The 12,958-nt window shown below is 73.3% G+C and carries 13 protein-coding genes and 1 tRNA gene; 6 read left to right on the top strand and 8 right to left on the bottom strand.

Going from position 1 to position 12,958, the window contains the following annotated elements; genetic code table 11:
• Window positions 1-2 precede the first annotated feature (2 nt).
• From ACOJUF_RS03960 to ACOJUF_RS03935, 6 genes are all read right to left on the bottom strand, one after another.
• Window positions 3-749 carry a matrixin family metalloprotease gene (locus ACOJUF_RS03960; protein ID WP_420120564.1) on the bottom strand — a complete coding sequence of 249 codons (747 nt, stop codon included), beginning with the start codon at window positions 747-749 and terminating at the stop codon, window positions 3-5.
• A gap of 25 nt (window positions 750-774) precedes the next feature.
• The gene (locus ACOJUF_RS03955; RefSeq protein WP_420120563.1) at window positions 775-1,578 is read right to left on the bottom strand and encodes an SCO1664 family protein; all 804 of its coding nucleotides are present in this window, start codon (window positions 1,576-1,578) and stop codon (window positions 775-777) included.
• Window positions 1,571-2,131 (bottom strand): DUF3090 domain-containing protein, encoded by a 561-nt coding sequence (locus ACOJUF_RS03950; protein WP_420120562.1) that lies wholly within the window; start codon window positions 2,129-2,131, stop codon window positions 1,571-1,573. Before ACOJUF_RS03950 ends, ACOJUF_RS03955 begins: the two co-directional genes overlap by 8 nt.
• 40 nt (window positions 2,132-2,171) lie before the next feature.
• Window positions 2,172-2,954 (bottom strand): MSMEG_4193 family putative phosphomutase, encoded by a 783-nt coding sequence (locus ACOJUF_RS03945; RefSeq protein WP_420120584.1) that lies wholly within the window; start codon window positions 2,952-2,954, stop codon window positions 2,172-2,174.
• Window positions 2,955-3,079: 125 nt separating this feature from the next.
• Complete coding sequence (locus tag ACOJUF_RS03940) at window positions 3,080-3,922, bottom strand: undecaprenyl-diphosphate phosphatase (RefSeq protein ID WP_420120561.1); 843 nt, start codon at window positions 3,920-3,922, stop codon at window positions 3,080-3,082.
• Complete coding sequence (locus ACOJUF_RS03935) at window positions 3,919-4,971, bottom strand: LLM class F420-dependent oxidoreductase (RefSeq protein ID WP_420120583.1); 1,053 nt, start codon at window positions 4,969-4,971, stop codon at window positions 3,919-3,921. The genes ACOJUF_RS03940 and ACOJUF_RS03935 overlap by 4 nt, the downstream gene beginning before the upstream one ends.
• 169 nt (window positions 4,972-5,140) lie before the next feature.
• Between ACOJUF_RS03935 and ACOJUF_RS03930 the strand changes: the two genes are divergently transcribed.
• From ACOJUF_RS03930 to ACOJUF_RS03910, 5 genes are all read left to right on the top strand, one after another.
• Window positions 5,141-6,064, top strand: coding sequence for an aldo/keto reductase (locus tag ACOJUF_RS03930; protein ID WP_420120560.1), 924 nt, complete (start codon window positions 5,141-5,143; stop codon window positions 6,062-6,064).
• 69 nt (window positions 6,065-6,133) lie between these two features.
• Window positions 6,134-8,080 carry an ATP-dependent DNA helicase gene (locus tag ACOJUF_RS03925; protein ID WP_420120559.1) on the top strand — a complete coding sequence of 649 codons (1,947 nt, stop codon included), beginning with the start codon at window positions 6,134-6,136 and terminating at the stop codon, window positions 8,078-8,080.
• A gap of 7 nt (window positions 8,081-8,087) precedes the next feature.
• Window positions 8,088-8,375 carry a DUF5703 family protein gene (locus ACOJUF_RS03920; protein ID WP_420120558.1) on the top strand — a complete coding sequence of 96 codons (288 nt, stop codon included), beginning with the start codon at window positions 8,088-8,090 and terminating at the stop codon, window positions 8,373-8,375.
• A gap of 8 nt (window positions 8,376-8,383) precedes the next feature.
• The gene (locus ACOJUF_RS03915) at window positions 8,384-9,148 is read left to right on the top strand and encodes an AzlC family ABC transporter permease (protein ID WP_420120557.1); all 765 of its coding nucleotides are present in this window, start codon (window positions 8,384-8,386) and stop codon (window positions 9,146-9,148) included.
• Window positions 9,145-9,459 (top strand): AzlD domain-containing protein, encoded by a 315-nt coding sequence (locus ACOJUF_RS03910; protein WP_420120556.1) that lies wholly within the window; start codon window positions 9,145-9,147, stop codon window positions 9,457-9,459. Before ACOJUF_RS03915 ends, ACOJUF_RS03910 begins: the two co-directional genes overlap by 4 nt.
• A gap of 15 nt (window positions 9,460-9,474) precedes the next feature.
• Here the strand turns inward: ACOJUF_RS03910 and ACOJUF_RS03905 are convergent, their stop codons facing one another.
• Window positions 9,475-10,824: a M20/M25/M40 family metallo-hydrolase gene (locus ACOJUF_RS03905; RefSeq protein WP_420120555.1), complete on the bottom strand. Its 1,350-nt coding sequence runs from the start codon at window positions 10,822-10,824 to the stop codon at window positions 9,475-9,477.
• A gap of 70 nt (window positions 10,825-10,894) precedes the next feature.
• Here ACOJUF_RS03905 and ACOJUF_RS03900 point away from each other — a divergent pair.
• Window positions 10,895-10,977 (top strand) — tRNA-Leu (locus ACOJUF_RS03900).
• Here the strand turns inward: ACOJUF_RS03900 and ACOJUF_RS03895 are convergent.
• Window positions 10,959-12,620, bottom strand: a complete 1,662-nt coding sequence (locus tag ACOJUF_RS03895) for a recombinase family protein (protein WP_420120554.1) — start codon at window positions 12,618-12,620, stop codon at window positions 10,959-10,961. The two genes, ACOJUF_RS03900 and ACOJUF_RS03895, sit on opposite strands and share 19 nt — an antisense overlap.
• Between the last annotated feature and the right edge of the window lie 338 nt (window positions 12,621-12,958).

Raw genomic sequence — 12,958 nt, 5'->3', positions numbered from 1 at the left:
GTTCACCCCGGGCCGGCGACCCCGGGCACGACGTGGCGGTTGGCGTGCAGGAGCGCCTCCTGCCAGGCCCGCAGGTGGGTGCCGCGGATGCCGTCCGGCGGGGACGATTCCGGGTACATCAGGTTCCGCCGGTCGCGCAGGTGCGGCAGGTTGAGCGCGTGGCCGAGCTCGTGCACCAGCACGGTCTCGTCGTAGGTGCCGGAGTTCGTCCGGTCGAACAGCGAGGCCTGGACGATCACCCAGTCCGCGCTCATGCCCAGCGAGCAGCCGGTGGTGCGGCCGGCGATCTCGCGGACCACGACCACGGTGATCGGGGTGCCGACCACCCAGCTACCGGGATCCGGGCTGCCGATGCCGGACGGCGCCTGGTGCCGGCGGTAGAACTCGGTGCGGCCGAGCACGTCGTCCAGCAGCAGCCGTTTGTTGGCCCGCGGGTCCAGCGCGCGCGGCGGGGCGGGCTCGTCGATCACCTGGATCCGGGCGACCCGCAGGCGGATGTCGGCCTGCTCGCGCAGCACCTGGTCGGCCGTCCACAGCGCCGGCTGCACGGCGCCCGGGGAGCACAGGGGGCGGCCCTGCTCGTCGGACAGGATGACCACGTGCACGCGCAGGGTGGCCGGGCCGAGCTCCTGCCCGGTGACGGCCGCGCGCACGGTGTCGGCGGCCGAGAGCACCCCGTTGGCCGCGTCCAGGGTCAGCCCGCCGACCGCCCGGGTGGCGGTGCGGCCCAGGTTGGTCAGGACGCCCATGGCGCCGCCCGGCGGGTCGGGCGGGTCACAGCGGCGGCCACGGGATCGGGGTGCGGTGACCGGGCGGCTTGGGGTAGGTGCGGGTGGTGGCCAGGCGCTCGATCCGGTGCCGCAAGGCGGCGATCTCGGCCACGGTGATGAGCTCGTCCAGCTGGGCACCGAGCACGCCGTCCAGCTCGCGGTAGAGGCGGGCGAGGCCGTCGAGCACGGCGTCGGGCAGCGGCGTGCCGGCCCAGCCCCACAGGATCGTCCGCAGCTTGTCGTCCTGGTGGAAGCACAGGCCGTGGTCGACGCCGAAGATCCGCCCGTCGGGCGTCGGCAGGACGTGCGAGCCCTTGCGGTCGGCGTTGTTGACGGTGACGTCGAACCCGGCCAGCACGGCCAGGGCCGGGTCGTCGGCGTGCACCACGGCGACGTCGTGGCCGGTCACGTCGACCGCGCGCATCACCGGCAGCCAGCCCTTGGGCACCTTGCGGACCGGAACCAGGTCGACCATCAGGTCGGGGTCGCAGTCGGCGATCCAACGCTGGACCATCCCCGGTCCGTACGGGCCGTCGCGGATGATCGTCAGGGGCACGCAGTCCCAGCCGGCCGCGACCGAGACCAGGTAGGCGGCCAGTTCCCGCTCGGCCAGGGTGCCGTCCGGGAAATCCCAGAGCGGTCGCTCACCGCGGACCGGCTTGTAGATGCACTCGACCGTCTCGCCGTCCAGGACGGCGGTGCCCAGCAGGGTCAGGTTGGACGCGTCGGACAGCCGTCCGGTGACCGTGATCTCCCCCTGCCGCAGGACGTCGCCGATGACGTCCGCCGGCGGGTCCTTCTCAGGCAAGGGCCCCGCGGTGGTAGCCGTTGAGCCGCGGGCAGATGTGCCCATCGGGGTCGAGCGGGTTGCTGCACAGCGGGCACGGCGGCCGGCCGGCGGCGACGACCTGTTCGGCATGCTTGGCGAAGTCCCGCGCGGCGCCCAGCGACAGGAACACCCGCAGCGCGTCGGGGCCGGCCTCGCGGTCCTCGAGGACGATGTCCTCCCCGACCTCCTCCTCGGACAGCGCGAGCAGCTCGACGATCACCTGCGAGCCCTCGCCGTCCCAGGCCAGCCCCATGGTGCCCACCCGGAACTCGGCGTCCACCGGGGTGGTCAGGGTCAGGTCGGTCTCGGCGGGGCCGATCGGGTCGGCCTGCGCGCCGAACCGGCGGGCGACCTCGGTGATCAGCGAACCCAGCCGGTCGGCCAGCACGGCGACCTGCTGTTTCTCGCAGGAAACGGACAGCACTCGGCGCCCGTCGACGACCTGCAGGAAGAACTCGCGTTCGCCGGGTTGCCCGATGGTCCCGGCAAGGAACCGTTCGGGTGAGCGGAAGACATGAATCTGGCGCGGCATGACGGTCCCGAGCTTAGTCGTCGTTCGGATCAGTGGGTCACTAGCGGGTCACGCCGCCGGGGACGGCGTCGGAGGAGTGGTCCGCGGACGGGTGGGCGGCGCCGTCGCCGGACGGCCCGCCCGGCTGCTCCCCCGCCGCACCGGCGGCCCCGGCGGAGTTCCCGGCGCCGCTCTCGGCGGCCGGATCGGCCGGGGCCGGCCGGGCCGGCGGTGGGGCCAGGATGGGATCCCCGGTGTCGTTGACGCGTTCGACGAACGGGCGCAGCGGGGTGTACCGGACGACGGAGACCGACGCCGGGGCGACCACGATCCGCTGGAACGAGTCCAGGTGCAGCCCCAGCGCATCGGCCAGGATCGCCTTGATCACGTCGCCGTGGGAGCAGACCAGCACCGTGGTGTCGGCGGTCGCGGCCCGCCGGATCGCCCGGATGCCGTCCACCGCGCGGGCGGACATCTCGGCCAGCCCCTCGCCGTCGGGGAACACCGCCGCGCTCGGGTGGGCCTGCACCACCCGCCAGAGCGGCTCGTGCAGCAACGCCTTGAGCTCCCGGCCGGACCAGCTGCCGTAGTCGACCTCGAGCAGCCGGTCGTCGGTCTCCACCTCGAGCCCGAGCGCGGCGGCCAGCGGGGCGACGGTCTGCCGGCAGCGGTCCATCGGCGAGCACACCAGCCGGTGGATCGGGATGCCGGAGAGGCGCCCGGCCAGGGCCGCCGCCTGCGTCCGGCCGTGGTCGTCCAGGTCGACCCCGGGGGTGCGGCCGGCCAGCGTGCCGGCCGCGTTGGAGGTGGACCGTCCGTGCCGGACGAGCAGCACCGTGACCACCGGCGGGGCCGGTTCGGCGGCCGGTCCCGGCGCGGTCCCTGCGGCCGTTCCCCCAGCCGGCGCCGCGGCCGCCTCAGGGCCCTTGTCGGCGGCCGGTCCGGGCCGGTCGCCGCTCGCCGGGTCGGTCACGTGCGCACCCCGGTCGCCGTCATGAAGCCGGTGGTGAGCATGACGATCAGCACGGCGGCCAGGGCGAACCGGTACCAGACGAACACCCGGATGCTGTGCCGGCCGACGAACCGCAGCATCCAGGCGACGGTGACGTAGGCGACGACGAAGCTGACGGCGGTGCCGACCAGGGTCAGCCCGATGCCGACCCCGCCGGTCTTGACCGCGGCCGGGATCTCCAGCACGGCGGCTCCCGCCAGCGCCGGGATCCCGAGGAGGAAGCCGAAGCGGGCGGCGGTGACTCGGTCGATGCCCAGCAGCAGGCCGGCCGAGATCGTCGCCCCGGAGCGGGAGACACCGGGGATCAGGGCCAGGGCCTGGGTGCCGCCGATGATCAGCGCGTCCTTGAGGCCGATGTCCTTCTCGTGCCGGTTCTGCTTGGCCAGCGCCTCGGCGACCAGCATGACGAAGCCCCACGCGATCAGGGCGATCGCGACCACCCACAGCGAGCGCAGCGGGCCCTCGATCAGATCCTTGGCGAGCAGCCCGACGATGGCGATCGGCAGCGACCCGATGATGACCAGCCAGGCCTCGCGGTAGCTGGGGTCGGTGCGGTTCTCGGCGTTGAACAGCCCGCGGAACCACGCGCGGAGCAACCGAATGATGTCGCTCCGCAGGTACAGCACCAGGGCCAGGATCGCGCCGACCTGGATCACCGCGATGAAGGCGGTGATCGAGGGGTCGTCGATCGGCAGGCCCATGAGGCCAGCGACGATGGTCTGGTGACCGGTCGAGGAGACCGGCAGGAACTCGGTGAGGCCCTCGACGATGCCGAGGATGATCGCCTGGATCAGGGTCATCGGGTGTCTCCCACGCGGGCGGCCGCAGCCGCCACGGTGCTCAGGGTGGCGATCTTGCCGTCCAGATCGGGGTCGAAGCAGCTGACGGCGACGGAGGTGACCCCGGCCGCGGCGAGCCGCTCCAGCCGGCCGGCGATCCGTTCCTCGTTGCCGAACAGCCCGGTGCGGTCCAGGAACTCGTACGGCACGGCCGCGGCCGCACCCGGGTAGTCCCGGCCGAGGAAGCGCTGCTGCACCTCGTCGGCCTGCCCGCCGAAGCCCATCGCGGTGGCGGTGCGGTGATAGAAGTTCGTCTTCGGCGAGCCCATGCCGCCGATGTAGAGGGCGGCGTGCCCGCGGGCCCGGTCGGCGGCGCGTTCCGGGTCGTCGTCCACGGCGGTGGGCACGGTGACGCAGATGTCGATGTCGGCCGGGTCCCGGCCGGCGGCCCGGGCGGCGTCGGCGATCCGGGTGATCGACCCGCCGGCGGTGTCCGGGTCGAAGAAGATGCCCAGCCACCCGTCGGCGATGCGACCGGTCAGGTCCAGGTTCTTCGGTCCGATGGCCGCCAGGTAGATCGGGATCCGCGGGCGGACCGGCTGCAGCGCCAGCACCAGCGACTTGCCCTCCCCGCCGGGCAGCGGCAGCGTGAAGTGCTCCCCGCCGGCGGTGACCCGGCGGCGGGCGATCGCCTGCCGGACGATCTGCACGTACTCCTCGGTGCGGCCGATCGGGTAGGCGAACCGCACCCCGTGCCACCCCTCGGAGACCTGCGGGCCCGACACTCCCAGGCCGAGATGGAACCGGCCCTGCGAGATGGCGTCGAGGGTGGCCGCGGTCATCGCCGTCATCGCCGGGCTCCGGCCCGGGATCTGCAGGACGGCCGAACCGATGCCGATGCGATGGGTGCGGGCGGCGACCGCGGACAGCACGGTGGCCGCGTCCGATCCGTAGGCCTCCGCCGCCCAGACGCAGTCGAAGCCCAGCGAGTCCGCGGCCACGGCCAGCGCCAGGTTGTCGGCGATCTCCTCCGCGGTGGTGGCGTAGCCCAGGTTCAGGCCGATGCGCAGTCTTCGTCCCACTGGTGCCGATACCCCTTGATCCGACGATCGGCCGGCCCGTCGCCGGCTCCGTCCGCGTGCCGTGTCTGCTGCCGCGCCGGGTCCGGCGCCGCCTCGTCACGGTACCGGCCGGGCACCCGCGCCCCCGCCAACCCGAGGGTGTCGATAGATTGAGGTCATGGACATGCGCTACCTCGGGCGCAGCGGCCTGCAGGTCTCCCGGTTGGCGCTGGGCACGATGACCTGGGGCCGGGACACCGACGCCGACGCGGCCGCGGCCGCGCTGGAGGCGTTCGTCGAGGCCGGCGGCACCCTGCTGGACACCGCGAACGTGTACGGCGACGGGGCGGCCGAGACCATCGTCGGCACCCTCGTGCCCTCCGTCGTCCCGCGGGCCTCGGTCGTGCTGTCGACCACCACCGTCGGGGCCGGCGGCGGCCGCGGGTCCCTGCTGGCCGCGCTGGACGGGTCGCTCGCCCGGTTGGGCACCGACCACGTCGACCTGTGGCAGGTGCACGGCTTCGACGCCGCGGTGCCGTTCGAGGAAACCTGCTCGGCCCTGTCGCTGGCGGTGTCCTCGGGCCGGTGCCGGTACATCGGGGTGTCCGGCATGACGGGTTGGCAGGCCGCGACCCTGGCCGCGTGGCTCCGGGCCGGCGGCCCGGTGACCCTGGTCAGCGCGCAGGCCGAGTACTCGCTGCTCGACCGGTCCGGCGAGAGCACGCTGCACCCGGCGCTGGCCGCGCACGGACTGGGCTTCCTCGCCTGGGCCCCGCTCGGCCGAGGCGTGCTGACCGGCAAGTACCGGCACGGCACCCCGGCCGATTCCCGCGGGGCGTCCCCCCACTTCACCCGGTACGTCGGGCGGCACCGCACCGAGCAGGCGTCCCGTGTGGTGGAGGCGGTGGTGACCGCGGCCGACGGCCTGGGCACCTCGCCGCTGGCCGTCGCCTGTGCCTGGGTGCTCGGCCGGCCGGAGGTGACGTCCGTGGTCATCGGAGCCCGCGACCGCACCCAGTTGCTCGCCTCGCTCGGCGCCGAGCCCGTCGAGTTTCCGGCCGAGATCCGCAGCGCCCAGGACGACGTCAGCGCCGAGGCCTAGGCCCGCCGGACGCGGGCCGCAAGGGACGGACGGTCGGTCGGCGGCCCGCGGGCGGGTAGCCTGCCGGGCGTGCCCGACGTGTTCGCCGAATTCTGCGCCGCCGGCCTGTGGCCGGGCGTCGGGCCGGCGCTGGTCAAGCAGTTCGAGGCGGCCGGCATCCGCTCGCCGGCGGACGTGACGGCGCCCAACCTGGCCGGGCTGCCGCGGATGACCGACCGGCGGGCCAGTCGCCTGCTGACCGGGTTCATCGGTGCCGGGCAGCTGTACGACATCGCCGAACTCCTGGTCCCGGTGGAGATTCCGGCCCGCTGGGCGACCCGGTTGTCCGAGGCACTCGGCGGGGACGCTCCGACGGTGCTGCGGGAGGACCCCTGGCGGCTGCTGGCCGCGCTGCCCGACGCGACCGTCGCCCAGGCCGACCGGTTGGCCCGCGAGCTTCATCCCGACGTACGCCGCGACGACCCCCGCCGCGGCCGCGCGCTGGTGCAGTGGACCCTGGGCCGGTACGCCCGTGACGGGCACACCGCGTCCCCGGCGGCGCTGGTCGCCCAGGGGATCCGCCCGTTCGGTGTCGACCCCGAGCCGGCGATCGGCGCCGCCCTGCTCTCCGATCAGGTGGTGTCCGTGCCCGCGCCCGACGGCAGCCCGGACCGGTGGCTGGCCCGCACGGACCTGGCCGACGCGGAGACGGCGATCGCCGCCGGGCTGGCCCGGTTGATGCGCACCGCGCAGACCCTGGCCGGGGACCGTGCGGTGAAACGGGCCGCGAAGGACCTCGACGATGTCCAGGCCGGTGCCGTCGCCATGGCGGCCCGGCACGGCGTCAGCCTGCTCACGGGGGGCCCCGGCACCGGCAAGAGCCGCACCGTCGAGGCGATCGTCACGCTGTGCTCCGAGGTCGGTGCGTCGATCGCGCTGGCCGCACCGACCGGTCGCGCCGCGAAACGGCTGGAGGAGCTGGCCGGCAGCGCGGCCTCGACCGTGCACCGGCTGCTCGAGGCCCGGCCACCCGAGCAGGGCTCCACCCGCTACCTGTTCGACCGGGACGCCGACAACCCGATCGAGGCCAAGGTCGTCGTCGTCGACGAGACCTCCATGCTGGACGTCGAACTCGGCGCCGCGCTGATCGCCGCAATCGCCGACGGGGTGCACCTGGTGATCGTCGGCGACCCCGCCCAGCTGCCCTCCATCGGGCCGGGTCGAGTGCTGGGCGACCTGATCGACAGCGGTGCGCTGCCGGTCACCGAACTGACCCGGCTGTACCGGCAGGACGAGGGCGGCTCGATCGCCCGGCTGGCCACCGCGGTGCGGGCCGGTGAGCTGCCGGCGGTCGCCGACCCGACGCACGAGGTCGTCCTGGTCGGGGCGCGGGGCAGCGAGGAGGCGGCGCACCGGGTGGTCCAGGTCGTCACCGACTCCATCCCCCGGGTGTTCGCCTGCGAGGGCGAGCAGATCCAGGTGGTCACGCCGGTGCATCGCGGGCCGGCCGGCACCCAGGCGCTCAACCGGGCACTCAAGGCCAAGCTCAACCCCGGGACGGGCACCGTCCGCGGGTTCGACGCCGGGGACCGCGTCGTGGCGACCGCCAACCATCTGGACGCCGAACCGACCGGGTACGCCAACGGCGAGGTGGGCACCGTCCTGACCTGCGGTGACAACAGCCTGCGGGTGGCCTTCAGCGGCGGCGAGGCGGACATCAGTGGCAAGGCGCTGGGCGACCTGCTGCACGGGTGGGCGATCACGGTGCACCGGGCCCAGGGGTCGGAATGGGACGCGGTCGTCGCGGTCCTGCCGCCGGGGGCCGGCGCCATGCTCTCCCGGCCGCTGGTCTACACGGCGCTGACCCGGGCCCGCCGCCACCTGTCGATCGTGCATGCGGCCGGGCCCGCCGTGGCCCGGGGCGTGCGGGACGTCGGATCGATCCCCCGGCGCACCCGGTTGACCGGACTGCTGCGCGAGGAACTGGCGCCGGCGCCGACCCCACCGGCCCAGACGAGCCTGCTCGACCCGGCATGATGGTCCGATGTTCGACTCCACTGCCGGCGCGGAGGCGGCCACCGGGGACGGTGAGCCCGCTGGGGCGCCGCCCGCCGCCCACCGGCCGCGCTGGGCGCCCAGTGACGATTTCGAGTACCAGCCCCTGCGCATCGATGCCCGGGTGTCCCGCTCGGCGGCCGCGTCGATGCTCGCGATCCGGGCCGAGTTCGCCGGCTGGGAGCTGGCCCGGGTGCTGAAGTTCCCGGACGGCACCCGCCGCGTGTGGCTGCGCCGCAAGCGCTCCCCCGCGCTGTTGCCCGACCTGATCCCCTGACCGGCCCGGTGAGCGGCGACGGGTCCTGGCCGTTGACCCGCGCGGCGGTGCTGCGGGACGCGGCCGGCGTGTCGATCGCCACCGGCGCGTACGGCATCTCGTTCGGGGCGATCGCCCTCGCCGGCGGCTTCGACCTCGCCCAGACCATGGCCCTGTCCCTGCTGATGTTCACCGGCGGCAGCCAGTTCGGGCTGATCGGCGTGGTCGCCGGAGGCGGGGCGCCGCTGGCCGGGGCGGCAACCGCCGTCATGCTCGGCGTCCGGAACGCGCTGTACGGGCTGCGGCTGACCGAGGTGCTGCAACTGCGCGGCTGGCGCCGCTTCGCGGCCGCCCAGTTGATCATCGACGAGTCCACCGCGATGTCCATCGGGCGCGACTCGCCGCGCGCCGCCCGGCTCGGCTTCTACGCCACCGGGCTGGGCGTGTTCGCGCTGTGGAACCTGGGCACGCTCGTCGGAGTGGTCGGCGCGGCCTGGCTGGCCGACCCCCGGGCCCTGGGGCTGGACGCTGCGGCCCCGGCGGCGTTCCTGGCCCTGCTCGCCCCGCGGCTGCGCGGCCGGGAAGCCTGGGCGATCGCGCTGGTGGCGGCGCTGGTCGCGGTGCTGACCGTGCCGTTCGTGCCCATCGGCTTTCCGGTGCTGATCGCGGCCGGCGTCGGGATCGCGGCCGGGTTCCTGCCCGGCCGGCCCGGTCGGGCCGGTGCGAGGCCCACCGGTGTGGACGAGGTCGTGGCCGAGGTCGACCCGCCGCCGGGACCCGAGGAGGGCCGATGATGCTCTGGATCGGCGTGCTGGTGGGCTGCCTGGGTTGCTACCTGCTCAAGCTGGCCGGTGTCTCGGTGCCGGAGTCGGTCCTGCAGCGGCCGCGCGTGCACCGCATCTCGGCGCTGCTGCCGATCGTGCTGCTGTCCGCGTTGGTCGCGGTGCAGACCTTCTCGACCGGGTCGGCGCTCGTGCTTGATGCCCGGGCCGCCGGGTTGGCCGTCGCCGGCTTCGCGGTGTGGCGGCGGGCGCCGTTCCTGGTCGTCGTCGGCCTCGCCGCCCTGACCACCGCGCTGGTCCGGCTGGCCGTTCCCGGTAGCTGACCCGCGGCGAAAACCTCAGCTGCTGCGGATCAGCCGGTCGAGCACCCGGACCCCGAACTGCAGGGCGTCCACCGGGATCCGCTCGTCGACTCCGTGGAACAGGCTGGTGAAGTCCAGGTCGGCCGGCAGCCGCATGGGCGAGAAGCCGTACCCGGCGACGCCCAGCTTGTCGAACGCCTTGTTGTCCGTACCGCCGGAGAGCATGTACGGCACGGCGACGCCCTGCGGGTCCTCGGCCGTCACCGCGGCGACCATCGCGTCCACCAGCCGGCCCTCGAACGGGTACTCCAGCGGCGGCTGCCAGACCCAGTCGATGTCGATGTCGTCGCCGACGATCCGCGCGACCTCCTCCCGGAAATGCTCCTGCTGCCCCGGCAGCACCCGGCAGTCGACCGTGGCCTCGGCGGTCGACGGGATGACGTTGGCCTTGTAACCGGCCCGCAGCATGGTCGGATTCGCCGTGTTCCGCAGCGTCGCGTTGACGATCCGGGCGACCGGACCGATCTTCTCCACGCTGCCCTCGATGTCGTCCTCGGGGAACTCCAGACCGGTCAGCTCGGCGATGCGGGCCAGCAACAGGTCGACCGTCGCGGTGTGCACGATCGGGAACCGGTGGGTGCCCAGCCGGGTCACCGCCGCGGCGACCCGGCTGACCGCATTGTCGTGGTTGACCATCGAGCCGTGCCCGGCCGTGCCCGTCGCCTTCAGCGTGGCCCAGGCGACCCCCTTCTCCGCCGCCGCGACCAGGTAGGCGCGGCGCTCGTCCCCGAGCGGAATGGAGAAGCCGCCCACCTCGCTGATGGCCTCGGTGACACCGGCGAACAGCTCCGGATGGTTGTCGACCAGCCAGTGCGCCCCGAACGCTCCCCCGGCCTCCTCGTCGGACATGAACGCGAACACCAGCTCGCGCGGCGGGCGGACGCCGTGCGCGCGGTACTGGCGGGCCAGGGCGACGGTCATCGCGACCATGCCCTTCATGTCGACCGCGCCGCGGCCCCACACGTACCCGTCCTGCACCGCGCCCGAGAACGGGTGCACCGTCCACTCGGCCGCGTCGGCCGGCACGACGTCCACGTGGCCGTGCAGCAGCAGGGCCGGCCGCGACGGGTCGGCACCGGGCAGCCGGCAGATCACGTTGCCGCGGCCGGGGGTGGCCTCCAGGTAGGTCGTCTCGAACCCGACCTCCTCCAGCTTGCCCTGCAGAAAGCGCGCGGCCCGGGCCTCACCGTCGCCGATGGTGGCCGGATCGCCGGTGTTCACCGACTCGAACCGGATCAGTTCGCTGCACAGCTGGACGACCTCCTCCTGCGCCGCCGCGACGGCGTTCGCGGCTCGATCGGGGTCGGCGGGGTCGGCTGCAGTCATGCGGTTATCCAATCACCCGGGATCGAGTAAGCTTGACCGGCGCAGCGCCCCGGACGGGCGGTGCGACCCGGTCCGGGTGGCGGAATGGCAGACGCGCTAGCTTGAGGTGCTAGTGCCCGCAAGGGCGTGGGGGTTCAAGTCCCCCCTCGGACACGCCCAAACCCCCACGCAGCATTCGTGGGTGTTTGGAGTTGGGCTCTGACCAGGCGTTTCGCCGGCACGTAGACCATCTTGATCTGCAGCGACTCGTAGACGTCGAGCCGTTCCTGCGCCTGTGCCAACTCCAGGATCTTCGCCAAGCCGCCCAGCTCGTTGGCCACTGCCTCGATCTCGGCGGCCGACATGCCGTGTTCGACGTTCATCGCGGCGATCTGCCGTTCGATGCGGTCCTTCTCCGCCTGTCGGGTGGCGATCTGCGGGGCGAGCACCGCCGGGTCGATGCCGGCCTCGATGGATGTGATCAGCTTGGAAATCTTGATCTTCGTCTCACGAAGTTCGGTGCGCAGGCCCGCCAGCCGGGCGGCGAGACCGGGATCGCCGGCCTGCCCGGCGGCGAGCACCCGGGGGTCGGCGAGCTTCTCGATCCAGTCGTTGAGCGGACCGATGATCGCGTCCTCGCGGACGTATACCGATGGCGGGTGCTCCAGTTCCGCGGGCAGCGCGCGGTGCTTGTGCGGCTCGCACTTGTACAGGACTCGACCGGTGCCGTCCTTACGTCGGGACTCGCGGAAGGCCCCCTGCATCGTGCGCCCGCAGAGCCCGCAGCTCAGCATCCCGCGCAGGCTGTACCGGTTCGGTGTCCCCTTCGGTGCCCGGGTTCGCGGGCTCGCTCCGCTCGACAGCCGGTTCGCCGCCGCGTCGAAGACGTCCTCGGTCACCAGCGGCTCGTGGGTGGGCCGTTCCGAACGGACCCAGGCGTCCTTGTCCTTCCACCGCATCTGCGTGCGGTTGCCGGCGGCGACGTCCTCGGGGTCGATCAGTGTCTCGACCTTTTGCTGTTTGCCCCACACCCGGTAGCCCGTGTACGTCGGGTTCGACACGATGGCGCGCACGGCGCTGAACGCCCAGCCGACCGGATCACGGTGCCGGTTGCGGGCCGGGTCGTGCGCCGACGGCGACGGGATGTCGGCCGCGGTGAGCCGCTGCGCGATCAGCCGCAGGCTGGCCCCTTCGCGGACGAACATGTCGAAGATGCCGGCGACGACCGGAGCCGTCACCGGGTCGGGGACTAGCTTGTGCGCACGCTGACCGGCGGCGGCCTTGCCCGGGTTCGGGTGCGGGCCGACGTCAGCGAGCCGGTACCCGTACGGTGGCCGGCCGCCGAGGAAGCGGTCGCTGCGCTGCGCGAGGTCGAACATGGACGCCTTCACCCGCAGCTGAACCCGGGTCCGCTCCCCTTTGCTCATCCCGCCGAAAAGGGTCATCACCATGTCGTGGGCTTCCGAACCGGGGTCAACCGCGCCGCCCACTTCGGGGACCCACAGTCCGACGCCGTAGTGCGTCAGCACCGGGAAGGTCAACCCGAACTGGTTGCCGTAGAACGCTCGCTGCGGCTCGCCGATCACGATGGCGTCGAACGACCGGTTGGCGGAGGCGACGTCGACCAGCAGCCGAGCTGCCTCCGGTCGCCGCTTCCATGGCAGTGAACGGCTCTGCCCGATGTCGAAGTATTGCTCGACGATCGAACCGCCGTGGGGCTCGATCAGGGTCTGGGCGCGGCGGATCTGCCAACCCCGGCTGGCTTCGGGATCCTGCTGATCCTCGGTGGAGACCCGCCCGTAGAACGCGAATCTCATCCGGCGCGGCCGATCGGCATCCGGAGCTTGGCCTCACGCGCGGCGACGTCCTTCATGACTCGAAGTATGACCTGCGCGGCGATGGGTGGGACCGAGTAACCATCAGGCGCATCGCAGAAGAGGGTCAGCTCGCCCGCAGCCGAGTCGTCACTCAGGTCCGATCGACGTCGCCCCGAGCTCGGCGCGGAGCCGCGCCGGTCGGCTCTGGGTGTCCCGGTCATGCCTTCCCTGTGCGGAGCCGATCGGCGAGCTACCTGATCGAATCGAGTGCCTGGCGTGGACTCATCACCGCGACCGCGGCGTAGCTGGTCTCCAGGACGTCGCGGTCGCCGCTCACC

Origin of the sequence: Nakamurella sp. (assembly GCF_048594475.1) — a bacterium.
Classification (GTDB): domain Bacteria; phylum Actinomycetota; class Actinomycetes; order Mycobacteriales; family Nakamurellaceae; genus Nakamurella.
Note: the sequence above shows the minus strand (reverse complement) of the source record. Positions and strands in the feature narration are given on the sequence as shown.

Coding starts and splice junctions, on each gene's coding strand:
- ACOJUF_RS03960 (WP_420120564.1), bottom strand. CDS start 749: ATGGGCGTCCTGACCAACCTGGGCCGCACCGCCACCCGGGCGGTCGGC.
- ACOJUF_RS03950 (WP_420120562.1), bottom strand. CDS start 2,131: ATGCCGCGCCAGATTCATGTCTTCCGCTCACCCGAACGGTTCCTTGCC.
- ACOJUF_RS03940 (WP_420120561.1), bottom strand. CDS start 3,922: ATGACCCTGATCCAGGCGATCATCCTCGGCATCGTCGAGGGCCTCACC.
- ACOJUF_RS03930 (WP_420120560.1), top strand. CDS start 5,141: ATGGACATGCGCTACCTCGGGCGCAGCGGCCTGCAGGTCTCCCGGTTG.
- ACOJUF_RS03920 (WP_420120558.1), top strand. CDS start 8,088: ATGTTCGACTCCACTGCCGGCGCGGAGGCGGCCACCGGGGACGGTGAG.
- ACOJUF_RS03910 (WP_420120556.1), top strand. CDS start 9,145: ATGATGCTCTGGATCGGCGTGCTGGTGGGCTGCCTGGGTTGCTACCTG.
- ACOJUF_RS03905 (WP_420120555.1), bottom strand. CDS start 10,824: ATGACTGCAGCCGACCCCGCCGACCCCGATCGAGCCGCGAACGCCGTC.
- ACOJUF_RS03895 (WP_420120554.1), bottom strand. CDS start 12,620: ATGAGATTCGCGTTCTACGGGCGGGTCTCCACCGAGGATCAGCAGGAT.